Genomic DNA, 26,898 nt, shown 5'->3' with positions numbered 1-26,898 from the left:
GGGAAGATGCGTGATCTGATCCTTCAACTCAGCAAAAGTTCGATTTATTCAACAAAGCCATGCACCTGAAGAAAGTGGGCTTTCAGATGGTATAGAGGTATCGCTTCCCTCATTTTCAATCTTCACACCAAAGCAGGCATGTTCCTTTTGTACAAGGAAGGTTTCTTTTACAGAAACAGAATCCTGCTTTGAATTATCTAATTGTAGAGGTGTTAAATACTCCTTAAACTTTTGATCTAAGACATTCTCTAGCAATACATTAATAGGAGGCTTAGGTTCAGTATCTATAGTATTTCCATCATTCAGAAACCTATTAAGATCTGCAAGTGTTAATCTTTCGTTTAAACCATTTATAAAATTTGCCAAGTCAGGAAATAAATTATTTAATACCAACCCGGTACTAATAGCCGACCTAATTAAATCCAGTTGGTCACCCCTATGACAAAGTTCTGTTTTTTTCAAGAAACTATAAACATAGGGTGCTTTTCTTTCGGATATCCAGAAAGACCGGATCTGAATCCGGTCGTTATCTGCCTTATTTGAGATAGGGTATTTAGCCATGTTCTAGCTCATTATTCTGAATAAATAGTATCAGCAATTGCCAAAGATAATGCGAACTGCGGATTGTCTACCATGATAACTTTAGCCGTTTCAAAATGTTTACGAATAGCTGTTTCGATGAGATATGAACCTCCCCCAACAAGGAAAACATTATGAGGCCTCTCTTCGACTTGTGTAACCGCTCTGATTACTTTACTTTGCAACTTCTGTACCGCAGAGTTTACCGCATCAAAAACACCGTCACGCTTGTCCTCTGCAACCTTCAAAGCTGATTTATCATGACGATTATCAACAAGATGATGAATGTAAGCATTACTCGTATTCAGTTTCTCAGATTCAAGATACCTGCTGATCTCATCGTAAACAATAGAACAACCAATACGGTCAAAACCTTTTACTTTCGAAATCTGTTCTAATTGCCCAGTAATACTTGCAACATCAAGAGTAGTACCACCAAGATCAATTACCAAACTTGATTCAAATGAAGCAATATCCTCAATTTCATCTGCCCGGGTCACAGCTGGTAAAGATTCAGGGAAAACAGTCACAGACAAAACGTTAAAAGAATAGCGTTTACCGTCAAGATAACGCTCTACTGGTTTCATCAGATTATCTTTTTTTCTCTGAATATTTTCAATATTCGTTTCCCCTAAAGCAGTATAGAACTGGCTAAGTGGTAAAGTAACAAAGAGGTGAACATCCTGAGGAACTAAACCAGAAGCATGAAGTGCATGGTGAACATTTAACCGGCTAATTTCATCGTATTGGTGAGATACATCAGTCGATTCCAGTGAGTTACTAGATTCGCTGTGATGCGAAAACCTTTCCAGCCCATCAATAAGATAGTTAAAAGGATTGAGACCCTCATGGCGAACACGGAAATCTGGAACAAAACTATTTTGTGTAAGCAAGGGAACTAATTCGTTTCTTTCATTAAGACAAACCAGTTTTGCAGCTTTACTTCCATCATCGACAACGATTTTTAAAGCTTCAGTGATATCCTGCACTGATGGTGAAACAGGACTTTCAGATTTTAATAGTTCAGCCATAAAAACTCTCTTTTATTAATAGGACCATATTAGATATTAACTTTATACATTAATGGTGACCTATTATCAACATTAACACTATTAAAAAAATACGTAAGTCTATGTTATTTCAGCATCCTTCCATTTTAAATACCTTACCGTTAAATTTCCTGTATTCATGTATTAACCATGTTTATAAAGGAGCCAATTATAATCAGAAAGTTACTTTGCATCCTAAGTATGAACTGTTTGAGAGCCAGGACTGGGGCCTTTACCTGTAAGTAACAAAGGTCCTTAGGCTTAGAATCCAAAATGACGCCTTTTTGTAAAAAAATCATAGTTCGAAATACCGTATCATCGATGTAAACATACGTAGAGGAATTTATGGCAGCTGAGCACGTCCAAACTATAGACCTTACAAACTTCTCCGGAAGGATTTTCTTTCTGGCAGATCCTCATGGACATTACTCTGCGCTGTGCAACTTGATCCAATCAGTTACAAAGCCAGAAGAAGAGATAGTAATTTTCTCTACTGGAAATTTGTTTGACTATGGGCCGGAACCCATAGAATTGATGAAGGCGATAAACAGTGGCTTTTTCGATGGACGTTTTGTGAGGCATTTCTCAGCTGCCGGAGCCGGAGAAGAAATGTTAAAAAAATTGTTACCATTAAACAAAGACCGGAGAACATTTTACCCCAGCACATACCTCAATGAGAGATGGTGTGTAATGGGCGGAAAGTGGCATAAAGCTGTGAATCGTTACTATTTAGAGGAAGAGGTAAAAAAACTTCTTAATACCCAGCTTGGTACGATGATGCAGATTTTACTAAAAGGCGATATAAAAATTGGGGTTTGCCCTTCTGATTACGCCCCTATCCGCACATCATTCACTGATACTTATAATGCGCTTCAAGCATTCAACTATGCCAATGTGAATATTTTTCAGAGCCAGTTTCTATTCGGTATGGACCATGCCGTAATACCAATGATGATAAATGACGTCAACCTTATGGTCCTAGGTAGGAATCCTGTAAACAGCATTCGAAAAGCCCATGGTCGTACTCAAAACAATCTTCCAGTACTGATCGGTAATTGTTTGCATATAAATACTGGATCACTCTATATGTCAAAATTAGAAGACCAGGTAATAGTTGCTCCGGGTATACCGCAAACTGACTCACCAGCACTTACATTAGTAGAAATAATCATGAAGAACAATCCAGTTTTATTGTGTCATCAGCTAATACAAACAACAAACAAGTTTTATTCACTTAAAACCTATCCTTTAGAACTCGATTCGATTGAAAACAACATTGAGGTAACAAGATGAAGATAAATTGGAAGATTATCTCAATTTCAACATTACTTTTGCATCTTCACGCAGCAGCTGCACCACATCAAGAGAAAGAGCATAGAAAAGATGCTTTTTCTTCTGCCGCACAGAAAAGTGATTCACTTATATCTGCTAAAGCGGAGCTTATAAACGGAAGGTGGTTTATAAATGGTAAATATAGGCCTGTTCTAAAGACCAGCATGACCAAAACCAATTTCTTAGAAATCATGAATGTTTCAAATAAAGAATCACTTTTTATTGTGATACCAAAACTTGAGTATAATATCATTGCCAAAAATAAAATCTTACTAAATGAAAAAATTGCATTAAGCGAAGGCACATCCGGAAAAAGCATTGTTTGGGTCGAGCCAAAATCAAGTCTAACTATATCGTTTATAAATGACCTTGCTAATACGCCCCTTCAGGCTATCGTTTCGATCACAAGAAACAACAAAGATATAATTGCCATCTTTGGACCGGATCAGGGTAAAGGGTTTACTCTTCCCGGAAATACGTCTAATGATCAAGTGTCCGTTCCTGACTATTCTGACCTAAATATAAAAAAACTTAACATACCTCAAAGTGTTGGTAATCCAGTAACCATCAATCCTAAAGAGAAGAATTACCTCTTAGTTGGACAAGGAAAATATGAAATCTTATCTCTTCCTAAATATCAACATTTAGTATTTTCTGAACCCGTTTATATTGAGAAAAGAAAAAATATCCTCGGTGGTTATGGTTATTGGACGAAAGAAACAATTCTCTACCCCGGTGAATCATTATCTTTTATAACGAGCGCCAAAAACAATCTAAGGAAGCGGGATGATTAAAGTTATCACACTTTTATTGTTTGCATTACTGACTGGTTGTCAGTCAGTAGAAAGTAAAATCGAAGAACTCCCGACAGTTGGTTTTGACCCTATTCTATACAATAAAAGTGAGGCCTTTACTGACGGAAAAGTTACTTTACGTGTCGAAAGTTCAGGAACTGATGTTTGGCTTGTCGCCAAGAATGGAACCAGAAGTTTTATTGAGCTTTCAGGCCTAACGCTAGGTGGTAGTCGTTGTGCTTACAATGCCCGTAGTAAGCAACTTTTGCCCCCAGGCAGCGTAAGCACATTCGTAGTTCCTACGGTTGGAATGCTTGGACTTTGCTTCAACAATGAAGATCAACTTATGTTTATTAACCGTGCTTTTAGCAGAATCTCTCCCAAAGCAAAAGGAAAAGATTCGCTTTCGCTTTTATTTTCTGTTAGTTACGATTTTCCCGGAAAAGCGGACCTAATTACTAACCACGATTTTCAAGAGTTATATCTTTTATTTTTGAATGAGGATAATCTATGAAACAAACATTAATTGTTATTTTAATATGTTTTTGTCACACGGCTTTAGCATATCCATACCGTATCTATACTGTCCCGGAAGGGGCATTAGTAAAAAACATACTAACTAATGAATATCTAGGAAAAACCCCTGTGGTTGTGGACGTGAGCAATACCGAAGCTGGTTCTACTTTTGGGATTTCATTATTTAGACATGAAAATGTTGCTATAAAGATTTTTACAGTAATGCCTTCAGCAGAAAATAATTTTGCTGTTTCTGGACCTGACGTTGCAACTATGTCATTGCCGGGAAAAGCACCTTTAAACGTAGTAAATGATGGGAATGGCGCTTCTGTTCATATAGAACTAAGACCTTATATGTCTGAACCTGCGCACACCCCATATTAATATAACAAGAAATTAAAAATATAAATCATATGAACTGCATCATAAAGATGCAGTTCAATATTTATTCTGATACTTTTAATTTTTCTTTTATGAACTCCTCTAGTTCCTTAATAAAACCCGCATTTATCCTATTGAATTCAAAGCGAATTTTTCTACCAGTATTGTTTTTACTGATTCTTGCATACTTATCTTTGTTATCAAAAGTAATAAGATCACTTGTTTCCCATTTTGTGGAATAAGTTTTTTCACAAACACTTTCCACAGATTGTGTGATTTTTTCCATTACAACTTTTTGAGCAACCTGGAGATCTCCAATGTCTAAATCTTTTGTTTCCTCTTTAACATTATCTATTACTTCATCTAAAGGAAATAGATTTTTTTGCACATATTTCTGTAAACGAGACAAGCGACTATAATAGGAGTTCGGGATTCCTTCATAATCCGGGAATAAAGAGATCAATGTTTCGTCAATACGGGCCGCCTGGATTCTTTTGGCTACCGATACATGACTAATCCCAAGATATGCTGCGAGTTCTTCATTAGTAGAAAATCCTTTTTCTTCCATTTTTTTGATAAATTGAAACCCAACTTCTCTATATGAAAATTTTCGAGATGTTTGTGCTGCGGATATAATTGAATTTATATCATCTTCGGTTAGTTCATCCGGAAGAACCCACAGGGGGAGATCCTTTTCTGCCTTTATACAGCAGAAACGTCTGCGACTTCCTTCTATTAATAAATAAACCCCATCTCTTTTTACAGCGATCCCTTCGGTATCGACCCCTCTTTCTTCAATCTGCTTAAGAATATCTCTAACAGAATAATCTGTAAGGGCTTCTTGATTTCGTGGGTTCGCTGGATGGACTAAGGTCTCCTTCTCCACTCTCTGGGCTGGAACAATCACATGTTCCGCTTCTAGTCTCCGGCCCTTATGAAGAGTGAATAACTTTTTTATGCGAGGTGCTGTTTTCAAACCCGCAAGACCTGAACGGTGACCGACTTCTGTCCGCTTTGGTGCGTTTAAATATCGAGATTTATCATTCCCGATATGTTGCTCATCGCTCATGCGTTAACTCCTTGCTTAGCTGAAAAACTTTTTATTTCATTTATAAATTGCTGATATACCTGTAATACAGATTCTTCTGCGACATCAAGCTGCTTTGCGGAACAAAGTTCCTCTGATTTTTTGATATCAAGCACTGTACGCCCTTTGGAAGCAGCTGCCTTAAATGCTTCAGAATTTTTTATGTTAGCGGACATCAAAAGGTCCTGAACAGTTCTGATTAATTTATCCAAAACTATTCTTTCATATGGACTTTTGTCATCTACATTGACAGCAAGAACTTTGAACCATTTTAAATTGTCGCCCTTACTTGGTGATTGTTTAAACCTTTCACTTATTGTAAGCATGAAGTCTGTAGTAGAGGCGTAATCATATTCACGTGGTGACACTGCGACAAGAATCCCATCGGCCGCTTCGTCAGCAGCCCAGATCAAAGGTGAATCTTCAGGTGGAGTGTCTATAATAATCAAATCATAGTTCTGCTTCAGTACCGGTAAGATAACTTCCTTGAAACGTAGTAACAAAGACGTACGTTCTTCTCTAGAACATTGCCAGTATTTATCTTTAAAACGAGCATCTGTCGGAAAAGCCGTTATTACGTCCAAGTTTGGCAGATGCGTTGAAAAAGGCATATTAGTGATGATTTCTTCTTCAGAGAATCCTGAATCTAAATATTTTTTATACTCAGAATTTTCTTCATAAATTCCAAGGATTGCATCAATTGCTGTAAGGAAGACATCATCTTCTGAGACACTTTGAATCATGCTGCTTCCAATCGAACCTTGTGGGTCCCATTCGATCATTAATACACGTGCATTGAGTTGTAGATCTAAAGCAGCTGCTACTGCTAAAGCTACAGATGTAGTGCTTTTCCCTGTACCGCCTTTATGATTCTGAGTAACAATAGCTCTGCTAAAGTAATGATCGCGGTACTTGGGATAACCCAGGGCATCCATTATTTTTTGAACATCCCAGCGGGTGTAAAGATGATTTTTGTTTTGATAAATAGGTGCACCAACAAGTTCTTTTTCTTCTAAGTCCGAAAGTATTTTATTGAACGTTACTCGTGACTTCCCAAAAAAATCAGAGAGATTTTTTTTATTCAAACAGTGGTTATAGATCAGTCTATCAACACCATCAACACTATCATCAGAAACAGATACTCTTGATGAAGCCATCAGAGATTCCTTTAGAGAAATCTGCTCGCTTTTCATGCGCTGACCAACGAGGGCGATCTTTTCAAGTAAATTCATGGTTATGACCTTTTTGCACTGAAAACCGACTTTTACGCATATATGTAAACTTTACGTATAATGCGTCCATTTCCTTGTTATGCGTACAATTCTATCCTTAGTTTCAATCTTAAGCTAATGTTTGTTTACTTTTTTATGATTTTTTGTGAGCTTAACTTGCAGATGTGAGCTCAGACTCTCTAGTCCATACCTAATGCACAACCTGTTTAAACCACGATTCTTGTCTCCTTCTCTACGCTTTGAAGTTAAGAGCTCCATTAATGAATCTTCACGCCTACCCTATTTCTTGCTTAGACCCTAAAATCTATCTCACCGGTGTGCTGATATACGTTTCCTAACTGTGAACCGTTGTCGTCAGTCCAGTCTAAAGATATGAGGTGTTAATCTCTTGAGGAGGCACACTACGAATTATGGGAGCAGAGTTAGCAACCTCACCCCGAAATGAAACCCAACTTAAGGAGGCAACCCCAGTGTGGAGATTAAGGGGGTTAAATCTGCCAGCGGCTGACAGTGTCCCAGCTGCTGCTCAGTCACACCACGCCCTGATTTAATCCCCTGCCCGGTATTGTAATGACCGAAAAAAACCCGTGCACTGGTGTCGGCAGACCGGCATGCATGAATATGACGTTAATCTGTATCAGCAGGCACTTTTCGCATAATGGGAGCAAGTGATAGCAACGCCGCCCAGAACGGAATGCCAACATCAGGACTGAACCCAAGTTTGGCGATTAAGGGGGTTAAATTTGCAAGCGGATGACAGTGCCCCCAGCTGCTGCTCAGTCACACCACGCTTGATTAAATCTCTCGCCAGGTCTTGTTTTGACCGAAAATAGCCCAAGCACTGATGTCGGCAGACCGGCATATAGGAATATGACGTTAATCTGTATCAGCAGGTACATTTCGCATTATGTGAGCAAGTGATAGCAACCCAGCCCGGAACTGAAGGCCAGCATGAGGACAGAACCCCAGTTTGGCGATTAAGGGGGTTAAATCTCACAGCGGCTGACAGTGCCTTCAGATGCTGCTCAGGCATACTACTCTCCCTGATATAATCTCCCATATGTTCTTGAGATCGTCGGAAATCGCCCATGCACCGGTGTCGGCAGACCGGTATGCAGTAATGTGAATTTAATCTGCATCATCAAGCACATTTCGTATTATGGAAGTAAGTGTTAGTAAACCAAAGCCCGCCCAGAACGGAAGGTCAACATCAGAACAGAATCCCAGTTTGGCGATTAAGGGTGTTAAATCTGCAAGCTGCTGACAGTGCCCCAGTTGCTGCTCAGTCACACCACGCCCTGATAGAATCTCCTGCCCGGAAATGTGATGACCGAAAAAAGCCCGTGCACTGGTGTCGGCAGACCGGCACGCAGGAATATGACGTTAATCTGTATCAGGAGGCACATTTCGCATTATGGGAGCAAGCGATAGCAACCCAAGCCCAGAACTGAAGGCCAGCATCAGGACAGAACCCCAGTATGGCGATTAAGGGGGTTAAATCCGCCAGTGGCAATAAGATCCCGAGCGGTGTTTAAGAAATATTTCCCGAAGGACAATCTTCCGCTCGTACGATGAATATAGTGTTCAACCCGGGAGAGGGATCACTTAACCTGCTTAGCCTAAATCTTACGTCATTCTCTAAACGGAGTTTAAGCTTAATGGTCCTGAGAAAGTTAAAAGGACTACCCATAATGACGGTTTGAGATGGCGAATAAGGGTTTTTCTGCCAGCGGCTGACATTGCCCCAGCTTCTGCTCAGTCACACCACGCCTGATTAAATCTTCCGCCAGGTCTTGTTATGACCGAAAATTGTCCGTGCACTAGAGTCGTAAGACCTGCATACAGGAATGAGGCGTAAATCTTTATCAGGTGGCAAGGTTCGCATCATGGGAGCAAGGGTCTTGAACTGGAGGTTAACATCATAAAATCCCAGATTGGCGATTAAGGGTGTTAAATCTGACAGCGACTGAAAGTGCCTTCAGATGCTGCTCAGGTATATTACACCCTGAAAAAATCAAGCATCTGTGCTTGCGAATATCGGAAAAGGCCATGCACCGGTGTCGGCAGACCGGCATGGGCAATGAGACGTTAATCTGTATCAGCTGGCGCATTTCGTATCATGGGAACAAGTGTTAGCAACCCTCTCCAGGACGGAAGGACACTATCAGGACTGATCCCAGTTTGGCGATTAAGGGGGTTAAATCTGCCAGCGGCTGACAGTGCCTTCTGATGCTGCTCAGACATACTATGCACAGATATAATCACCCGTCCGTCCTTGTGATTATCGGAAAAGGCCATGCACCGGAGTCGGCAAACCGGTATGCAGTGATGTGACTTTAATCTTTATCAGCAGGCGCATTTCGTATTAAGGGAGCCAGTGTTAGCAACCCTGCCCAGGACGGAAGGACACTATCAGGACTGAACGCCAGTTTGGCGATTAAGGGGGTTAAATCTGCCAGTGGCTGACAGTGCCTTCTGATGCTGCTCAGACATACTATGCACAGATATAATCACCCGTCCGTCCTTGTGATTATCGGAAAAGGCCATGCACCGGAGTCGGCAAACCGGTATGCAGTGATGTGACTTTAATCTTTATCAGCAGGCGCATTTCGTATTAAGGGAGCCAGTGTTAGCAACCCTGCCCAGGACGGAAGGACACTATCAGGACTGAACGCCAGTTTGGCGATTAAGGGGGTTAAATCTGCAAGCGGATGACAGTGCCCCAGCTGCTGCTCAGTCACACCACGTCCTGATAAAATCTCCTGCCCGGTAATGTGATGACCGAAAAAAGCCCGTGCACTGGTGTCGGCAGACCGGCACGCAGGAATATGACGTTAATCTGTATCAGCAGGTACATCTCGCATTAGGGAGCAAGTGATAGCAACCCCGCCCAGAACTGAAGGCCAGCATGAGGACAGAACCCCAGTTTGGCGATTAAGGGGGTTAAATCCGGCAGCGTGAGTAAGTGCCCGTGCTGTGTTAAAGAAATATTCCCTAAGGACAATCTTCCGCTCGGCCTTTTGTATAAAGTTGTCACCCCGGGAGCGGGGATCACTTTACCTGCTTAGCCTAAATCTTACGTCAATCGCTATCCGGAATTTTAGCTTAATGGTCCTGAGCAAGTTAAAAGGGCTACCCATAATGACGTCCCCAGATGGTGATAAAGGAGTTAATTCCGCCTTCGGCTTACAGTGCCGCAGCTGCTGCTCAGCAACACCACGCCCTGATTAAATCTCCCGCCTGTCCTTGTGATGACCAAAAATAGTCCGTGCACTGGCGTCGTAAGACCGGCATACAGGAATGAGGCGTTAATCTTTATTAGGTGGCAGGATTCGCATCATGGGAGCAAGGGCCCTAGAACTGTAGACTAACATTAGAAAATCACAGTTTGGCGATAAAGGGGGTTAAATAAGTTAAAAGTCTTCGGTGAGCAAATTGGATAAATTTTCAGAAACCAAACCGTTAATAATAAACTTTTAGAAGAATGATTAAAGGATATTAAGTTTTGTATGCAAAATGACACCAGTGATCTGTTTTCACTAATAATGCCGCGCTACTTTGATTACCTTTGGTAAACAAAAATGTAATTTACGTGATTTTCATCTTATAATGTCAGTATTGAAGTTATAAATTTTGTTTACTTAATGCGTACACAACCTAACTGCGATTTGTATTTATGTCACTGTTTTTACACCACATTAATTATAAAACCAAAATTTGCAGCACAGTGATGAACTCATTAAGTCACAACCTCATTTGTTTACTTAAGGCATACAATAAAAAACCAGATTCTTATGAGACATCTGGTTTAATTATTTTTGCTTGAAGATATTTACTCTACGCGGCCAAACCCGCTGCTACTTCTTGAGCATAGAGAATTTCTATTGCCTCGCCATAGCTACAATTCTCGCGGCTTTGAATTTCCCATAATTTACTCCTGTCAGCACTATCCGTAGTAAAACAAAGCTCCATTTTCCGGTCTACGTATAACCGACAGATCTCTTGGAAGTTTTCGAACCTGACTAACATCTCTGAAAACACCTTTTTGACTGTACGAATATTTTTCATACGTTCATATTCTGCATCTGAAGTAGAAAAATATTTATTAGCCTTCATTGCTTCAATGCTTTCTTTTTCTTGTTTCATGATTATCTTCCAAGGCGAGTTAGCAGTCAGGGCCCGGCCAACAGAAGAAGTAAAATAATCTTCAAACGACTGTGTGATACAGATGCCAGCGCAGTTTGTTTTCCTGAACCTACGCCATGCCGCTTCGAGGAAGGAAGAGAAGAATTGGTTTGATTGATTTCCGGCACCTGATGAATTATCAGGACGAATGTACTCCCATGCTTCATCAAGGATGAACAAGCGACGACGCCCATCTTTTTTGATGAACATTGCATGCTGAGCAGCCTGAATGATAGACATTAATACAACTGTCTGAAGGTGGGGGGTGCCTTTTAGCTCCTCCAGTTCCAAAACAATAAATCTGCTGTCGAAGTTGATTGGAGGCAACGTATCGGTAAACCGGTGCCCATAAATTCCACCTTCGCACCATGCTCCGAGTTGCTCCCCAATATCCTTTATACGTTTGTCTTCATGCTTCTTGCAACGCAGAGCAAAGCCGGTTATTGAACCGGTCCGACCTGATTTTCTGGATTCTTGGTACTCTTCTGCAATAAGCTGAAGCATCACTGATTGTTGATAATCATCGATAAGGCCTTTCTCTGAAGCCATAATTTTTAGCTGATTCAAAACCATTATGGTCTGAGCAACTTTGTCTTTTTCTGCATCGTTTGAAGTTGATTCACCGGTAAATTCAGGTGCTTCGTTAAATACATCGTCGTTAACAGTGATGTCAGTTAGGAAGGCAAAGGGATTTAGGGTGAAGTCAGGGGTTTTACCGAAATCAATAAATTGACTGTTTGTATATTGTTCCGCAATCCCCTGGTAAGAACGGCCCACGTCCACAACAAATACTTGAGCACCGTCAGGATCATCATCTGGGTATTCGTTTTCTAAAAAATGCTTAAATGTTGAGCGATAATGAACGAGGTTATTAGATCGCGGTCCAGCTCCAAGATAGTTATTGATTAGATATGCTGTCCAGAATGACTTCCCTGCACCTGACGTTGCACCAATAACCATGTTATAGCTTGCAGAAGTCTTGAAAATATCAAGTCCCATGAGTTGACCTTCACGAGAAACTAAACTCAGTACTGGTCTATCTGTATTACCTTTCCAGGGCCCAAAGATCGGTGTCATATGAGCCGCTCCGGTGTTGCTCACTACTTCGGAACGGTCAAGGTCGAAAATTGTCTTTGGGTCATTGCACATTGGCAGACATGACATAAATGACGGGAAAACGATAAAGGAATCATCTGCTACTTTGACCCGGCTTTCGAGGTAAAAGGATTTGAGATCGTTAGCTGCTGTCTGCACAGAATTGGCATTACTACCCATAACAGTGAAAGTAAGATACCCTCTTAAAAGCTTTGCGCCATCCTCAAGCTCGCGAGTTACGGCCATGTAGTCATTATCCATATCCCGCAGGCGAGGGCAGAATGTGACAACTGAAGGTATACTTGCCTGTTTATTAGTGATTGCTTTGTAGCGGACGTTTTCTTTTGACAACTTGAGCGGATCGGCAAACTGAACAGTCTGAGTGATCATAAATGGGCTGAAAATTGTCTTACGTCCATGCATCCAGTTAACTACTAACTCATACATACAACCGAAATTGACGTATTCAGGAAACTTTACAACGGAAAGTTGTTTGAAGTAACGATGCTCAGATTCGTCGTCACTTTGTGTGACTGATGAGAAATGATTTTCTGTGACTGTATACTTACGGCCGGGAACGTTAACTTGTTCATTAAGCCTTTTCATAGTGTTAACGTCTATGAAACCTTCAGCCCACCGGGAGTTCTTTCCGGGGTTTACGACCTTATCTATACAATAGAGCCAGTTTTCTGCATCGACCTTAAACGGATGCAATCCAATCGTAATTAACTTACTTACAAGTTCAGAGTAAAGTGAATCGATACGCGAATGTTCCAGCTCGGTAGGAAGGGCAGACTGTAAAGGAATCGATAGCGAGATCCATACCTGAAAATCCCTCAACATAAGGTTATCATGATCAGGTTTTAAAGGCTTATGCATACTTCTGTCGTAGTAGTCCAACTGATAACCATTAAGCAGATCTGCTTTAAGCTTATCGTTCCCAGTCATACGCCCACCTCGCACAGCTGACCAAGCACTAAGCTGTAAAGTCAGGTCTGGCAATGCAGTCAGAGATATTTGACAGACAGTATCTGTAGGGAAATCCATTTTGAACATTTCAGCAAGAACATCTTGCTGATTATCAAAAACTCCAGGGGATGGATTACAGATAAACATAAACCCTAATCTGTTGCCATCAATCAAAAAATAGTGAGTCCCTGCTAATTGATCGTAAACAGGGATAAACCCACCTAATTGATGGCGATTTAAACCGCTATTGTAATTATTGATAGCTTCCATATTTGACCTTACAGTTGTCTAACAATGCCGTTCGAAGAGACAGCTTTAGTTGCTTTTTGTTGCTGCTGCATATTTTCCCGGGCCGCATCCTGTACTTCTAAAGGAACTATGCGAGCTGGGTTTGAGGTCGAATTCTTGCCAGCAATCCATGTTTGCGGTTTTACGTTGACATAAACGTAGCCGGGAAGATTAAGCGCATCGTTATCATCGGTATAAGGTGCAAAAGTAATTCTCATTACTTTCCCCTGTTGCAGAACAGCAAGTGGTTCAGGAGCCACTACAGCTTGTTTATAACCTTGCGAACGGTATTGCTGGATCTGCCCAGGGTTGAGAGTCGGGTTAACGGGCTGGCCATTGTAAAGAGAGTACATATCCTTACCAGGGCTGATATCAGAATTAGGTGCAACGTAGCGTGGGGCATTTCCAGCAGAAACCGGATAGCTTGTTTGTTTAACGACTTCCGCAGCCGGATGAACGAAAGGGTTACCAGTTGAAGAGGCAGTGCTATAACTGCTAGTCATCCTTACGTTTGAATTAACCGGTACACCAGAAATAGGCCGTGGTCCAATGGATGAAGTAGGGGCACCCATTTTTAAAGTTTTATCGTACATGACAGGTAACTGACCAACTGGCTTAATTTCGGTTTTTGAATAAGCCACAGGCTGATTTTTAAGGGTAGTAGACTGTGGATATTTGACTTCCCCTGGAGGGCTAATTTCAGTTGGATAACGGCTGTCATTGACAGCCGATTTCTCCTTTCCCGATTCCGACTCTTCCCCCGCCAGTGCAGACAGATCATCTCGATTATTAGTTAACTCCATAACTTCGCGAGGACCTTTACAGATAACGCCCTTTTCAATGCCTGGACATTCGGATTCGGAACTACCGATGGAGCACCCCGTAAGATATGAGGATGTACCTACAACCAGAGCACTGAGTACCAATCTTTTGATGTTCATAAACTAGCCTTAATTTGTCTCAAATGGATTTTTTAAGAGAGGTTCAACGCTTTGGTTCAACCAGTAGTCGAAATCTTTTGGAATGCCATTACCAGCCAAACCATCCTGTCTGACAACTGAAGGTACACCCTGCAATTTATAAATTCCTGCGAGCATCAATGACGCTACCAAAGGTTCCGCCGGACATTCTTCTGCTTCTTTTTGAGAGAGCAATCTTTTTTCAATGTCGGATTTGCTTCCCATTAGCCAACGAAGAATATCGAGGTTGTTTATTTTTCCTTTTTCTTTACTACACCAGAGCCTTCTAAGCTCTTCTTTTGGCTCACCGGGTGAGGGAACTAAAACAATATCTATCCGATACTTGTCCCGATCTGCATAGAATTTCTTAACAAGTTCCATGCAACCGTCACAATCAAGTGTTATGAAAATGGCTGCTTGTCTTTTAAGCTTTGAATTTCCCAGAGGAATGGACGCTACAGTTTCCAGAGGGAAGGGGGCCTCATCAAGACTAATAAAATAGGAATTCCTGATTTCTTCTACAGTCAGAACAGGTTTACGTTTAATTACATCAACAAGGCTTCCCCCAGTAAGGGAGTATCGGCCATCGGTCGTTACTGCCATTAGCTGCGAACGTTCGTCCTGAAAGAGGTATAGCCCACCAGAAGGAATGTATATGGCATCCTTAGGTTTATATCCTTTCATTTTTGATAACACACCCGAGATCTGACTGGGTGAAACGCCACCTTCCTTTGCCTTTGCCATTAACGCAGCAGCATCACTATTAGTTAGGACCTGCTCTGAAGCATAAGTGACCGTATTCGCCATAATGGCGAAAGCCGCCATTAAAGGGAAAAGTAACTTTTTCACTATTGGGTGCCCTCTACTTCTTTGCATTATAAGAACTTGATTGTACCGCTTCAGAGCTATCTTCAAGTTCCATATAAGTGACGATTTCAACACTATCCGGTACAGTAACGGCAAGCGTTGCATCAATAATTAAATAGCCACGGTCACGGTAGATCTTCATTAATGTTCTGAAATATTCTTCGAATTGAGATCTATCATTGTCAGCAGTACGGCCTCCGTGATGCTTGAAAAATTCCTTACGTAATTCAGGCATGTCAAGCACTGCAATCTTGTACGAAGGCTGGGATTGTTTATTGAAGTAATCGTAAACATTCATAAAGCCTTTATAACCATAAATAATGACCAATACGGCAAAGGCGAAGAAAAATAAATACTTCAATATTTTTTCAATATCAATTTCGAAGGTAATTTTTTTTGTTGTCCTTTCTCGCACCATTTTTTTAGTGATTTCAGGTCCAGCTGATTCAGGCGATTCTTTTTTTTCTAAACTATCCATTTAAACCTCAGCGACTGGTCAGATTCGTTGGAATTGTAGTTCCGGTCTGAACGACAAATGTAATAGCTCGGCCAGGGCTAATTTCTACGATTGGCCACTGTTGTTCTGCAATTGCGGTGTAGTAATCGACGAGTCGATTAAGACCACCTTGAGCTGCACCAGCCCCGGCTAATGCCCCAAGTGCACCAAAATTAGGGGACTGATACTGAGCCTGTGAATTAGGGTCGATGTTAAGTGAAGATACCTTACTGGGACTTAAGCTACCGGCAAGTGAAGAAAGTCCACCGGCAAATGCAGCTCCTGCAATTGCGTTACCATTTCGGCTGATAAGCGTGCCTCGGATCCCATTTTTTCCGTCATTTTCACTTACAGCATATGCTTCCAGTTTTACGTCAAAAGCTTTCCCTTTTGAATTAACACAAGAGATAGAAGTGGCACGTATGTAAGCACGCTGTGACGCCAGATCACCAACAGCTGAACCCAGAAGGTTACAGTCACGCAAATCCATGGTGAAATTATTGGGCATGATGACATCTTTTTTAATACGCATCGTTACTGGCATTGGTTCTGATTTGGAAGAAAGGCTTGTAGGCGCTTCAAGCCCGGTAATCAGAACACCAGTGATAATAGATGTTGCCGGAAGAAACATTTCATCTTTTCGGGCAGCATGCCGCGCTTTGCTATCAACTGGCGCAGTACCATCACCTCGTACAGTCCGAGTTGGCGCTTTATCTCCTGCAATGACCTCTCTGCCTTCCTTGATTCTGTTTTCAGACACGGGCATAACCTGAATGACACCATCGGTACCATTAGTCTTAATGGAACTTTGTGTGATTGTTCTCATTGGGCTATTACGCGTAGGTGTGATAGAAGCGTAATTAGGGTTTACGCCATTAATCGGCGCATTAGCATTAAGCTGATAAGGAGCTGCCGGTGCCTGCTCATTAATCGTTTTACGCGAACTACCAGCATCCAAGTTACGATTGCCGTTTCGATTTGTCTGCATATCATTAATTTGCTGAGACAGCTGCTGAAGTTGAGAAGTTAAACTTGCAACTTGGGCTTTAGTTTCCTGTTGGGCTTTTTCTGCTTTTTCGCGGTCCTCTTTCGCCGCATTTTGGTCAAGTCGGTTTTGCTTAACCATTTCTTTATATACTTTCTGGCTTTCTTCATTACTCAATTTGTTCATTTGCGAATCATCTAACAACAAATTGGTCTGCATGTCTTTTTTCTGTGTTTTCTTTTCTTTCTTAACTGGTGTGGAAAAAATAGACTGGCTAATAATATAAACAATCACTACCAGCAGAGCGCCAATAACAGAAAGTCTGACGGTCTTATTTTCCCAGGCCTTTTTAATGTCCATGATTAGCTCCACTTGTAGGTTTCTGGAATCGTTTAATTTTTAGATTTCGTTCGCTGTCAGACATCTGAGGAACGATATAGGGTTCACCTGCTCTGGCCCAGTTTTCACGAACAGATGGATGATTCATTTCAGCTTTATCTATCTGGCTCGTTCTAGATATTTCATGTTTGTAATTAGGTTCCAAAACGTTACTTTTGTGATAGTCAAAAGCATTCTCCTCATTAATATTGCCCTCTCCTACAAATTTATCAATAAGAGTTGGATCGTTCATTATTACTGTCTGAACGGGAAAAGCGTTACTGCCATCTTCGATACTAATGGGTGCGTCCGGAACGATTAATACACTCCTTTTTGGTATATATTCTGACCTGTAGTAAAAGCTGGTTAAAGCAAATACGACAAAACCAATCACGGTGGCCCCAAGCAGAGCAGGCAAAGTAACTTTTCCCATATTATTTTCTGATTAGACTTGGTCTGGTTGTAACCCGGGCCTCGCGTTCCTTGAACAATTTATCCCGGACTATGTAAAGCTCTGTTTCTTCTCCCGGTTGCAGGTATGCTTTATCAAATAAAGCACTTGCAATAACGCCTTCTGCCATACACTGCTGATCAGCAACGATTTGACCGTATGGTTTATCGTTTTTCACAAGAATTACATCAATAAGTTCACGTGAGCCAACCAGTCTCTGACCGAGCTTTGCATACATATTAAAGTTACATGGTGACTGCTCTGGCGCAGGAATACGAGAAAGTCGGTCCTGTTGTAAACTGAATCCTGAAGGGACCTCACCAAGAGCCACAGGAGTCAATAAATCAATGATTCTTTGTTTATGATCGTCTTGTTTTGGATCCGTTGGAGCCAGTTCTTCTGACTGGGAGCGGGCCAACATTTCCTCATAGTTTTGCTTATCCAATGAGGTTTCACGTTTGGCTTGCATAGATGGGCTTAAAGATGTAGTAACTGAAATCATCGCACCGGGAACATCAAGCGGTACCAGGGTCAGGTTATAGGTCGATTCAGGTACCTGATCTTCAGACAACATAATCCCGATTGGTTTATCGGTATTAGTTGAAATAAAGACATCGCCACCATTAACAAATATGCTTGCCTCTTCAGCAGGGGTAGAAGTACTGACAGAAGCATTCTTGAAGCTGGTCGATATTCTGTTTTGAAGTCCTCGTGAAACTGGCAGTACCACATTCCCACCAGGCGGCACATTTACACGCTGAACTTCTTTATATCGGTTACGAGCTTCGACATAAAGTTCATCGGCTTTTGACGTGGCGGTCGCATTGGTTGCATTCTGCTGGGAAGAGGTACCTGTTGGTCTCCCATAGCTATCAATTGCACCAGATCGGGTCTGTGCGTCAAATCCGGGGAGACTAGGATTATTTGATAATGCTCCAGTAATAGCGCTTACCGCAGGCGAAGCATTGCTGGCTGGGGAAAGTTGCACGGTAGGGAGATCAGTTGTAGGTTTTTGTCCCTGCGCATTACCGGCTTCACTAAGGTTTGTTTGTGCACCTGACTGTTCAGAACCAGCTTGACCCGGAATAATGGCTTTTGCAGCTCCATTCTGAAATCCGTCAGCACCAACTGGCATTACAACCGGGTTATTAATTGTTGCTGGCAATTGGTATTCTTCAGCGATTACGCAGTTCGAAGTCGTGAGCATGATCAATGCTGTAATTGCGTTGAAGCCTAAGCCCTTTTTTTTAATCATCACTTGTTACCTGTAGACGGTGGCGGATTATCCAGCGTTGCCAGTTGCTCTTTGCCGTTTATCGTAATTTTTTTAATATTCGGTGTTCCGGAATATTGATTTACATATGCAATTCTTGGGCGACCATTTTTCATCCCGAGAACCCATTCATAAGTCCATTTCGATGATTCAGTTTTGTCCGGAACATTTACAAGTCGAGTCGTTTTGGTACCCCAGACATAGACCATGTCATTTTTTGGATCAAAGTAAATATCATTAGGCTTAAAGGTCTGCTCAACACCACGAGCCTGCATGATATTTATCTGCTCCTGTAAAGACTCACTCGTTTTAGCCTGTAGTTCAGGTGAAAGGGCATCGAGGACATAGGCCGTCACAAAGGAAATATTAGTTGGATTAATATTCCCTAAAAGGGTACTAAAAAAGAGAGCCCATTGTGTTTTATAAGATTCCGATGCTTTGTTACCAACAACCGTGATCTCTTCATTCATGTTTGGAGGGGTAACAATCGTCACTGGGTCAGTGAAAAAAAGAATATTTGCAACCAATAACCCAATGACGGCTATTGAAACAGTATTAATGCGGATAAGTTTTGTATCACGATTAATCAGGGCGCTGTATGTAATTCCAGCACCTGACGCTTCAGCTTGTGGGCTAAATCGTTTTTTAATGTCCAAAAAACGTCCCTTAGCACTTTCATCTTTCTTTACGTATGACTGTTCAAGATCACCGTTTTCATCCTTTTTAGATTTTTTGAAAAAAGGGATGTTAATGCCACTTAGCATTTTCATTCATAGCTCCATCAAGAATACAAATCTCTGATAAATGGATCGTTGAAATAACGGCTACTAAAAACTGCTTTACCTGGCAAAAAACCGAGCCACCAGAGTTTGTGTTTTAGCAATCCTCTTATTCCTGACTCAGCTGCTTTGTTATACGCAATCCAATACACAACCGCTGCTACAACAGAAAACCCGAAGCATTCGAAGATATTCCCAAATGCAACCAGAATGAATGCAAGCCCTAATTTTTTGGCATCCCAAAACAAAATCAGTAGAGGCATGTTGATCCTGAAAGGGAATCTATAGGTATGCTGAGGAACGTCGTTCTGCTTACTCATTAAAAATCCAGAGAGGGGGATGAACCCCCTCATGCATGATTAACAATAAATTACAGCGGTACGCCAGCATCCATAAAGGTGCTGATAATTTTCTCGCCGTTGGCCATTACCAGCATCATGAATAATGAAACCAGTGCCAGGCCCGGGTTAGGCTTAAGGACAGAGAAATATACGCTTGAGATCAACATCGCGGCTGCCAGAATTTTGCCCGGAGCTCCAGTCATACTTTCACTCATGTATGACCAAATATCTCCCAGTGCCCCATCATCTGAACCCGCATATGCCAGACCGCAAAAAAGCACGGTCAGCAGAACAAACAAAATCACTTTTGCGCTTTTTGTTTTAAAAAGTGCAGCCGTGTTAGATTTCTTTTCACTAAGGCCAATATTTAAAGAAAGTTCCATAATTACTCCGTGTAGATTTGAGTTCACGTAAACGCGAATGAATAATACTTTTTTATTCCGATCCTTCCGTTCGCATAAACCCCCTTTTTTTAACGTTTAGCGATTGGTGAATTTTTAAGCAAAGGGCCTAAAGCATAATCTTTGAAAGGTACCAGTGAACGCTTAGTAAAAGTTTGAAAGAGGGGAGGGGGTAAGATTACGTTAAGCTCAATCCTGAAGCTGATGAGACTCCTCAAGCATAAAAGTCACTTTTGATGGTTTGAAAAGCTCTAACTAGATATCGGGCAGGTAACTAAGCTTCATATCTAATCTTTTTTGTTCCCTTATTATCTATCTCTTGATTCTGAGAAGGCCGCATATCACTGTGCTCCCTGGTTCGGCAACTATCAGTTGGAGAAACTACATACAATCCTCGGGCCGGTGCGTCATTCATCTAAATGCCTTTTACACCTCTGGGCGTGAGTGGGACTTTGTCTTGTCCATACGAACATCATTCATTCGAATGCTTTTGGCCAATGCTATTTAAGCAAATGCTTTCTGGCTGAGTCCTTTTGCGAATGAGTCTTTGATATAACTGCATGAATTTTGGGTTGTTTGGTGTACTAACAAAACAAAGGCATTTCTTTGAATGCCATTGGAGTTGTGATGCTTCTGATATTTTTTTGATCTCATATCAAGCACATAGTCCTTCTGATGCCCAATGTCATAGATGTCTTGGACCATTCTCGCTCTTAACAAAGCTGAACTGTGTGTCATTCGACCTAATGCCATTCACCAAAATGCCTTTTTATACCACTGCATAGCTATGCTCGGGATACAGTGGCAAACAAAAGCATTTCAATGAATGAATTTTTGGGATACCGACATCAAAAGCATTTGTATGAATGTAAGAGGCGTAATCCACAAAAGGCATTCACGTGAATAGAGTGCGCACGAAACCATCTTGCTCAACGGCATTTAATGAATGGGCTAGCATGTACGCTTGAGTCAGAAAGGCATACAGATGAATAGTCAGGAGTTCGTTTGAAAAGTTACTTTTTTGCACATTAAGCCGAGATGTAAGACCAGTAGTAAAAGAAGCACTAAGCATAGCACTGATAAATAACTTATTTTTCAGCAGGTTATAACCAGTGCATACCAGATAGCTTTCAACCTTGTTTGGCAAGGGCCAGCTTAGGGCTTCTTTTGAAGATCTGAAATTGTATGTCGCGACCTTTCTTAACTTCTTGATAATCGAGATATCCGATAGATTCAAGTTCCCGCATTGCTTTACGAATTATCTGGTTTTGCGTACGAATAGGGGTTGTAAGAAGCAACCTTTCCCTCAACCGTTTCATATTAACGAACAACGTACCAGCTGGCATTGCTTCAAAATAAATATAGAGAGATTGCGCAGCTTCTTTTTTAGCCAAAATGTATAGAACCTGAAGGCTTAACAATGTCTTATGGTCGTAACGATACAGTTCCCACATAGAAGGATCCCCAACCAGCTCAACAGTATCGCTTTTTGGATCAATCATAGCCTTCTGCACCAGATGCGTTACTGTGAACCGACCACTACGAGAGTCTGAGAAGGCAAGCACTACCGATGCAAGGTTCATTAATGACTCTTTAAAGCGCGCACGAGTTCGTTTGTTGATGTTTGTTGAACTGATACCACACATCTTCGCAAACTCGTTAAAAGTCAGGCTAATCTTCTCGGAAGTAAAACCATATTTACTGAAAGCCATGATGATCCCGAGCCAGCACTTAAAGTCGGTAGACATAGATAGTTTGACACCAGTTATCTTGATGTCGTCATAACCCTCCGATCTTGCAATTTCCATACACGAAAGCTCATCAGAGGCATCAACTTCAAAGTTTCGGTCGCGGTTTTCTTTTGTGCCGACAGGGGTAAATACACTCAATCTCAGCAGGGCCACGGGCTGAACCGACTTGGACGAGTTAGGCGTCAGTTGATAAGTCTTACCTGATTCATTACTGGTTACGTCAAAAGGATGGATTAACTCGTTGTTTTTAATCATTAACTTAACTCGTCGGTGATAAGATTTTCATTTGGCAAACTGTTTATAACATATTCTTGCAAATGCTTTTTACGCATTTACCTAAATGCCATAAGCATTCCAGTAAATGCCTTCCTTATTCATTCAAATGCTTTTCGCATGCATCCGAATGCCGGATCCTTTCATAAAGTTACTATAATCAATGAGTTAAAGATGCCGTGATCTTTACTTGAACTCTATTGATCTTTAGTGATCTAAAGAATTGATCTAACCTGTTGAAAACAATGATAAGTCCATATAAAACAAGGAATAGCGCTCCTTTATCAATATCTACAGATCGCAAACGGAAATGAAAGTGGGTTTACTATCATTGTTTTATTCAAGACAGTTTTTATTTTAATTTTATTAAGCAAATTTTTTGAGTTTACCTTTTAGATGTATCAGCCCTATTTGGCAAATTTGAGGTTCATGTATCATGTAGTAAACAGGAGGAAGATATGAACAACAGCAAACATACAGTCATTGAAGTGGATACTAATCTAGTTGAAATTGAAAAGGGATTTAATCCCCGAGAGGCGGTAATCGGAGATTTGTGTTACGAACAAGAACCTGTCAAATCGATGATTGTGTCAATCAAACAAGCCTTTAAGGAAGGAAGGCAGGTTGATATGATCAAGGTCGTAAAAAGAAAAGGTAAATATTTAGTTCGTCAAGGTCATACTCGTTTTCATGGCTTAAAATTAGCAATTTCTGAAGGTGCTAATATTCCAAAATTATCTGTTATCTTAATCGATTATAAAAACGAAATTGAAGAATACCTTGAGAACCTCGATGGTAACAGAAGCAATGGGCTAAATCCGGTTGGGCAAGCTCATGCATTAGCTCATGCTGTTAGTCTCGGGTATTCGGTTGAAGAACTAGCAATGCGATATCAACGATCAACTACCGCAATTCGTAATATGCTAAAAATCCTTGATATGCCATTAGAGCTTCAACGTTTGATTAGCCTAAATCTAATCAAAAAAACGCTCGCCATTGAAATAATGTTAAAATATTCCAACGATCACAAAATGGTTTTAAAACATATAGAAGGTTTCTTACCTGGCGTTAAGAATATTGAGACTACAACGAGCAAAATTGTAGGCATACCTGAACACAATGCAGCTGGAGCAGGACCAGACACCTTAAATAAAGGCGGACCAGAAAAGAAAAATTCGGCAGTCACACGTAAGACTTTGGGTATTAAGCGCCTCTCGCATAAGAAAACAGAACGGCTAAAATCTGAATTTCTTGAGCTTGTGGAAAGTACACATACGGAATCTATAACGAATACTCAAACAGAACTAAAATTTGGTAGAGATAGTGCACACTTGTTCAAAAATGTTGATAGTAAAAATGTAATATTTTCTGATGATGGTGTTCAAATAATCTTGAATGATGAAAAGCTAAATATTTTATTGTCTTTACTTAACGACGAAAATACAGCAATCATTCTTTCTAAACCAAAATTAGAAGAGCTTCTGGAAATTCGAGATCTCCTTAAGGAATAAAAACCCGAGGATTAGTTGAGTGATTAAACCTATAAAGCTGACTCTTATCGATAATTATAATGATTTGCTTCTAACTCATGAAGTCCTTAAACGCAACATGGAAGAGTTAGAACACGGTAAACGTTTTGACCAATTTCCTGAAGGGCATGACCACTATGAAAAAACTGTGAAAGAAGCTGTAGCAATCGTAGAGGCACGTTTGGAGGTGTTTCGAAAATGAAATCTCTTTTCTTTACTCTTGATGGTCATATGGTACCAGCCTCAGTGAATGTATCCCTTAACGGAGATGGAAATTATTATGCACCTATCGAAAGAGAATGTAACGAATGTGCGGGCACAGGCCACAAAGGGGCTGATGTATGTGAAAAGTGTCATGGGGTGCAAACAGTTGGACCCATTATTGAAAAATTAGTGGTACTAGAGCCAATTACCTTTCTCGATAACATTCCGGAACTGCGTGTTAACCCAACACTCGAAGCATGGAAATCCAGAAACCACGTACTTATTGAGAAAGCAAAAAAGGCTAACACTAAGTTTTCTAATAGTATATTGGCGCAACTAGACAATAACCGTTTTTTGACAGAACGCCAGCTGGATTGTTTCTTTACAACCTTTGATGTGATGTTGTCTGAAACTCCGGAAAATGAACAAGAAATTTTAAAACATAGCTACAATATCGGCCAGGTCATAAGCATTGAACTAACATTTACTGAAGTCAGGGCCGCGTACGCAAAAAGTAAAGGGAGTTATTTTTTTACATTTACTGGTAAAGTTAGAAATGACGGGATCGCTTTAACGGCCGATAAACAGGATCACATTTTATTGGGTGAACGTTATCATTTGACTGGAAAAGTCAGAAAATTCTATGATTTTGATTCGAAAAATTATGCTGCAATAACAGTTTTTAAGTTAAGTAAACTCCAAGACAGTTAAATGTTTTACTGCTTAAATATAGAGCCAAGACTTAAACTGTCGTTAGGACTCACTCACGTAATATTGTTGCTTACGCAATGGGTTTTATCCCTCATAAAGATCTGCGAGTATAAATCTTTTACATTTAAATTCCCCTCTATCACAACCTTTTCAATAGTAAAAAAATGATAATCTTATTAATTATAATTTTTAATTTTTTGTATACCAATACCATACAGTTAAGGCTAAAAGGTGATGATGGAGATGGACTTTAAAATGCACAATGATCTGGGTCTCGGTTTCATTTGTAAAAATGCAAGAACATCGTCAAAGCCAACGTTAAGAAAAGTTACTTTTCCGGTAAGCGCATATGAAACGTCTAAGCTTTCTTTAACCGGTTTTCAATGCCCCACAGCCTGCCGATTTCCTTTTTTTGTGCTATGCATGATAATCCATAACCATCTTTCGTCTGCATGCCCTATCAACCAAAATGAATGTTCAAATCATATATCGCAATTTTCTATCGACATTAAAGTACAAGATTGGCTTAGCCGTTCAAGAGTAGCGTTTATTGATTTCCATAATCTAAGAAATACAGATAAAACCACATTAATAACAGTGGAACATCTTGAAGCTTTACTTACTGTTATGTCAACTACTCTTGTCGCTTACGCTCCATATTCAAAAAAGAGACTTAACTTTAGCTTTCTAAATTCATTTACTTTGTCTAAAACTTCTCAAAGTTACACATTAACTTTCCCGGTAGTTCTCAGTCCGCTTTTAGATGCTCTTGGCGGTTTCATTCAGGAATGCATAACCGAAAAATTGTTAAAACGACGAAATTCGAATTTCATGGTTTACGAGTATCTTAAACGTTCAGGCCAGAGCTCTCATAAAGTGGAGGACATTAATAACGACTTACAGCTTAAAACTCTAAATATAAGACTTATGAGCGTCCTTACTGGGCTTTCTCAGCAAGGACTCATTTCATTTATTTGCGAAGGAAAGAGGGGCGACCGGAGAATAGAAGAGCTTCAGTTTATACCTTATGTTCAACGAACTCACCCTGAGGTATTAACTTTTCAGGAATGGATTAGCCCCGTTGATTAGAATTAACTCTATTTCAGCACGGCCAGTATTTCTGTTTCCGTTTTCCGTGTATTTGGCTTACTTCCTACGGATCGGTAAGCGCTGAGTCTGTGTATGACGAATCCACGCTCTTCATAGAGGCCCAAAGTGAATGGTGTCAGGCTATTTGATATCGCAACAGCAGCGCCTTTTCTGTGAGCGTCAACGAGCATATTTGCTAACAGCACGTGGTCGCTTTGGCTGAACGGTTTACCATCGTAACTGACAAAACTAGTTTTGCTTGTTTTGTCATATGGCGGATCACAATAAATCTGATCTCCTTCGCCGGTTGCGGCCAGAGTCTCCTCAAAACCAGCGGTGATCAGTTCAATACCTGAAAGACGAAATGAAAGGTAGTCTATTTTATTGAAGTCAAGCTTCAGTTCTGTATGTTTCCCCCAGGGCACTGAATAGATTCTTTCTGAGTTATAGCGGCACATACCGTTATAGCCCAGGCGATTCAGGGAGTAAAACAAAGCCGCTCTTTGAAGCGGTTGACCAGAAATACAGGTTTTGTTGAAACGGTCCCTCATCTCATAGTAGTCCTTTTCGACAAAGGTTTTATCCGCTAGGTTTTGGACCTGATTTATAAAGTTAGTTTTCTGTCTTTGAATAGTCCTGTATAGGTTGATCAAGTCTGGATTGCTATCTGCAAGCAATGCATTTTGTGCAAACATGTTCAGAAAAACGGCACCACCGCCTATAAAGGGTTCTACCCACCGGCAACTATGATCGTGTGGGTAGTGATGGCTGATGAAAGGCATCAGTTTCGTTTTTCCACCAGCCCATTTGATTATCGGCATGTGTCTGAGATGTCGAGTCAAAGTGTCTATACCTGAGAGAGAAATTTAGGTGCTGGTATCGTACCTAACCACGGGCTTTAACT

At 40.8% G+C, this 26,898-nt stretch carries 25 protein-coding genes; 8 read left to right on the top strand and 17 right to left on the bottom strand.

What is annotated here, in order from left to right; genetic code table 11:
• Positions 1–48 precede the first annotated feature (48 nt).
• Positions 49–561, bottom strand: coding sequence for a hypothetical protein (locus ACOTYN_RS20675; protein WP_001151875.1), 513 nt, complete (start codon positions 559–561; stop codon positions 49–51).
• Positions 562–572: 11 nt separating this feature from the next.
• Entirely contained in the window at positions 573–1,610 is a 1,038-nt protein-coding gene (gene parM / locus ACOTYN_RS20670; RefSeq protein WP_000818954.1) for a plasmid segregation protein ParM domain-containing protein, read from the bottom strand.
• Positions 1,611–1,973: 363 nt separating this feature from the next.
• On the opposite strand from parM, the gene ACOTYN_RS20665 reads away from it, so the two are divergent.
• From ACOTYN_RS20665 to ACOTYN_RS20650, 4 genes are read left to right on the top strand one after another with little or no spacing between them, the layout of a single operon-like run.
• Entirely contained in the window at positions 1,974–2,921 is a 948-nt protein-coding gene (locus tag ACOTYN_RS20665) for a metallophosphoesterase (protein ID WP_000718595.1), read from the top strand.
• Positions 2,918–3,754: a hypothetical protein gene (locus tag ACOTYN_RS20660; RefSeq protein ID WP_000700976.1), complete on the top strand. Its 837-nt coding sequence runs from the start codon at positions 2,918–2,920 to the stop codon at positions 3,752–3,754. The genes ACOTYN_RS20665 and ACOTYN_RS20660 overlap by 4 nt, the downstream gene beginning before the upstream one ends.
• A complete protein-coding gene (locus ACOTYN_RS20655) occupies positions 3,747–4,268 on the top strand; it encodes a hypothetical protein (RefSeq protein ID WP_000598517.1) in 522 nt (173 codons plus the stop codon). Before ACOTYN_RS20660 ends, ACOTYN_RS20655 begins: the two co-directional genes overlap by 8 nt.
• Positions 4,265–4,654 (top strand): hypothetical protein, encoded by a 390-nt coding sequence (locus tag ACOTYN_RS20650; RefSeq protein ID WP_000815011.1) that lies wholly within the window; start codon positions 4,265–4,267, stop codon positions 4,652–4,654. The genes ACOTYN_RS20655 and ACOTYN_RS20650 overlap by 4 nt, the downstream gene beginning before the upstream one ends.
• A 61-nt stretch (positions 4,655–4,715) precedes the next feature.
• On the opposite strand, the gene ACOTYN_RS20645 is transcribed toward ACOTYN_RS20650, so the two are convergent.
• From ACOTYN_RS20645 to ACOTYN_RS20580, 14 genes are all read right to left on the bottom strand, one after another.
• The gene (locus ACOTYN_RS20645; protein WP_001278838.1) at positions 4,716–5,720 is read right to left on the bottom strand and encodes a ParB family protein; all 1,005 of its coding nucleotides are present in this window, start codon (positions 5,718–5,720) and stop codon (positions 4,716–4,718) included.
• Positions 5,717–6,970: a ParA family protein gene (locus tag ACOTYN_RS20640; protein ID WP_001050364.1), complete on the bottom strand. Its 1,254-nt coding sequence runs from the start codon at positions 6,968–6,970 to the stop codon at positions 5,717–5,719. Before ACOTYN_RS20640 ends, ACOTYN_RS20645 begins: the two co-directional genes overlap by 4 nt.
• Before the next feature lie 1,128 nt (positions 6,971–8,098).
• Complete coding sequence (locus ACOTYN_RS20635) at positions 8,099–8,260, bottom strand: hypothetical protein (protein ID WP_001371949.1); 162 nt, start codon at positions 8,258–8,260, stop codon at positions 8,099–8,101.
• 2,547 nt (positions 8,261–10,807) lie between these two features.
• Entirely contained in the window at positions 10,808–13,489 is a 2,682-nt protein-coding gene (locus tag ACOTYN_RS20630; RefSeq protein ID WP_000387412.1) for a TraC family protein, read from the bottom strand.
• Between the two features lie 8 nt (positions 13,490–13,497).
• Positions 13,498–14,448 carry an IncHI-type conjugal transfer lipoprotein TrhV gene (trhV, locus tag ACOTYN_RS20625; RefSeq protein WP_001022588.1) on the bottom strand — a complete coding sequence of 317 codons (951 nt, stop codon included), beginning with the start codon at positions 14,446–14,448 and terminating at the stop codon, positions 13,498–13,500.
• A gap of 9 nt (positions 14,449–14,457) precedes the next feature.
• Positions 14,458–15,210: a protein-disulfide isomerase HtdT gene (gene htdT / locus ACOTYN_RS20620; protein WP_182911723.1), complete on the bottom strand. Its 753-nt coding sequence runs from the start codon at positions 15,208–15,210 to the stop codon at positions 14,458–14,460.
• A 118-nt stretch (positions 15,211–15,328) separates the two neighbouring features.
• Positions 15,329–15,811 (bottom strand): hypothetical protein, encoded by a 483-nt coding sequence (locus ACOTYN_RS20615; RefSeq protein WP_000377632.1) that lies wholly within the window; start codon positions 15,809–15,811, stop codon positions 15,329–15,331.
• A 7-nt stretch (positions 15,812–15,818) separates the two neighbouring features.
• The gene (gene trhB / locus ACOTYN_RS20610; protein WP_000351841.1) at positions 15,819–17,174 is read right to left on the bottom strand and encodes an IncHI-type conjugal transfer protein TrhB; all 1,356 of its coding nucleotides are present in this window, start codon (positions 17,172–17,174) and stop codon (positions 15,819–15,821) included.
• Positions 17,164–17,625 (bottom strand): plasmid transfer protein HtdO, encoded by a 462-nt coding sequence (htdO, locus tag ACOTYN_RS20605; RefSeq protein ID WP_000521242.1) that lies wholly within the window; start codon positions 17,623–17,625, stop codon positions 17,164–17,166. Before htdO ends, trhB begins: the two co-directional genes overlap by 11 nt.
• 1 nt (position 17,626) lies before the next feature.
• Complete coding sequence (locus ACOTYN_RS20600) at positions 17,627–18,898, bottom strand: TraK domain-containing protein (protein ID WP_000592092.1); 1,272 nt, start codon at positions 18,896–18,898, stop codon at positions 17,627–17,629.
• Entirely contained in the window at positions 18,898–19,686 is a 789-nt protein-coding gene (locus tag ACOTYN_RS20595) for a TraE/TraK family type IV conjugative transfer system protein (protein ID WP_332958782.1), read from the bottom strand. The genes ACOTYN_RS20600 and ACOTYN_RS20595 overlap by 1 nt, the downstream gene beginning before the upstream one ends.
• Positions 19,687–19,697: 11 nt before the next feature.
• Positions 19,698–20,048, bottom strand: a complete 351-nt coding sequence (locus ACOTYN_RS20590; RefSeq protein ID WP_001447770.1) for a type IV conjugative transfer system protein TraL — start codon at positions 20,046–20,048, stop codon at positions 19,698–19,700.
• A 17-nt stretch (positions 20,049–20,065) separates the two neighbouring features.
• On the bottom strand, positions 20,066–20,419 hold the full coding sequence (locus ACOTYN_RS20585) for a hypothetical protein (RefSeq protein WP_000423602.1): 354 nt from the start codon (positions 20,417–20,419) through the stop codon (positions 20,066–20,068).
• Between the two features lie 1,148 nt (positions 20,420–21,567).
• On the bottom strand, positions 21,568–22,443 hold the full coding sequence (locus tag ACOTYN_RS20580; protein ID WP_000594611.1) for a RepB family plasmid replication initiator protein: 876 nt from the start codon (positions 22,441–22,443) through the stop codon (positions 21,568–21,570).
• 476 nt (positions 22,444–22,919) lie between these two features.
• On the opposite strand from ACOTYN_RS20580, the gene ACOTYN_RS20575 reads away from it, so the two are divergent.
• The 4 genes from ACOTYN_RS20575 (at position 22,920) to ACOTYN_RS20560 (ending at position 25,994) form a co-directional block, all read left to right on the top strand.
• The gene (locus ACOTYN_RS20575) at positions 22,920–23,972 is read left to right on the top strand and encodes a hypothetical protein (RefSeq protein ID WP_001065778.1); all 1,053 of its coding nucleotides are present in this window, start codon (positions 22,920–22,922) and stop codon (positions 23,970–23,972) included.
• A 19-nt stretch (positions 23,973–23,991) separates the two neighbouring features.
• A complete protein-coding gene (locus ACOTYN_RS20570; protein WP_000594930.1) occupies positions 23,992–24,192 on the top strand; it encodes a hypothetical protein in 201 nt (66 codons plus the stop codon).
• Positions 24,189–24,905, top strand: coding sequence for a zinc finger-like domain-containing protein (locus tag ACOTYN_RS20565; RefSeq protein WP_000838219.1), 717 nt, complete (start codon positions 24,189–24,191; stop codon positions 24,903–24,905). The genes ACOTYN_RS20570 and ACOTYN_RS20565 overlap by 4 nt, the downstream gene beginning before the upstream one ends.
• Before the next feature lie 255 nt (positions 24,906–25,160).
• The gene (locus ACOTYN_RS20560) at positions 25,161–25,994 is read left to right on the top strand and encodes a hypothetical protein (RefSeq protein WP_001805246.1); all 834 of its coding nucleotides are present in this window, start codon (positions 25,161–25,163) and stop codon (positions 25,992–25,994) included.
• Positions 25,995–26,002: 8 nt separating this feature from the next.
• Here ACOTYN_RS20560 and ACOTYN_RS20555 read toward each other — a convergent pair whose 3' ends face one another.
• Entirely contained in the window at positions 26,003–26,815 is an 813-nt protein-coding gene (locus tag ACOTYN_RS20555; RefSeq protein WP_001121574.1) for a DNA adenine methylase, read from the bottom strand.
• Positions 26,816–26,898 lie beyond the last annotated feature (83 nt).

The sequence above is a fragment of the Enterobacter cloacae complex sp. IR5458 genome (genome assembly GCF_049238025.1).
Taxonomy (GTDB): Bacteria; Pseudomonadota; Gammaproteobacteria; order Enterobacterales; family Enterobacteriaceae; genus Enterobacter; species Enterobacter kobei.
The sequence above is the reverse complement of the archived record's forward strand: the minus strand, read 5'-3'. Positions and strand labels throughout refer to the sequence as shown.